Genomic DNA, 635 nt, shown 5'->3' with positions numbered 1-635 from the left:
CAAATCCGCCTGGCCATTTCAAGCTGTGATGGGGAGGTCACTTTAGACCGAAGTTCCTGATTTCACACTGCCGAGAAAAGCCTCTAGCAAGGTCACAGGTGCCCGTACCGCAAACCGACACAGGTAGGCGAGGAGAGAATCCTAAGGTGAGCGGGAGAACTCTCGTTAAGGAACTCGGCAAAATGACCCCGTAACTTCGGGAGAAGGGGTGCTCCATTGCCGTGGAGCCGCAGTGAATAGGCCCAAGCGACTGTTTAGCAAAAACACAGGTCTCTGCGAAGCCGAAAGGCGAAGTATAGGGGCTGACACCTGCCCGGTGCTGGAAGGTTAAGGGGAAGAGTTAGCCGCAAGGCGAAGCTTAGAACCGAAGCCCCAGTAAACGGCGGCCGTAACTATAACGGTCCTAAGGTAGCGAAATTCCTTGTCGGGTAAGTTCCGACCCGCACGAAAGGTGCAACGACTTGGGCACTGTCTCAACGAGAGACCCGGTGAAATTATACTATGCGTGAAGATGCGCATTACCCGCGACAGGACGGAAAGACCCCGTGGAGCTTTACTGTAGCCTGATATTGAATGTCTGTGCAGCTTGTACAGGAGAGGTGGGAGCCTTAGAAAGCGGAGCGCTAGCTTCGCCC

At 54.5% G+C, this 635-nt stretch carries 1 rRNA gene; it reads left to right on the top strand.

Going from position 1 to position 635, the window contains the following annotated elements:
• Nucleotides 1-635 (top strand): 23S ribosomal RNA (locus GMJ66_RS20255); the annotation flags it as partial.

The organism is Oceanobacillus salinisoli (assembly GCF_009733865.1).
Lineage (GTDB): Bacteria > Bacillota > Bacilli > Bacillales > Amphibacillaceae > Oceanobacillus > Oceanobacillus salinisoli.
This window is presented reverse-complemented; position numbering and strand designations above follow the sequence as displayed.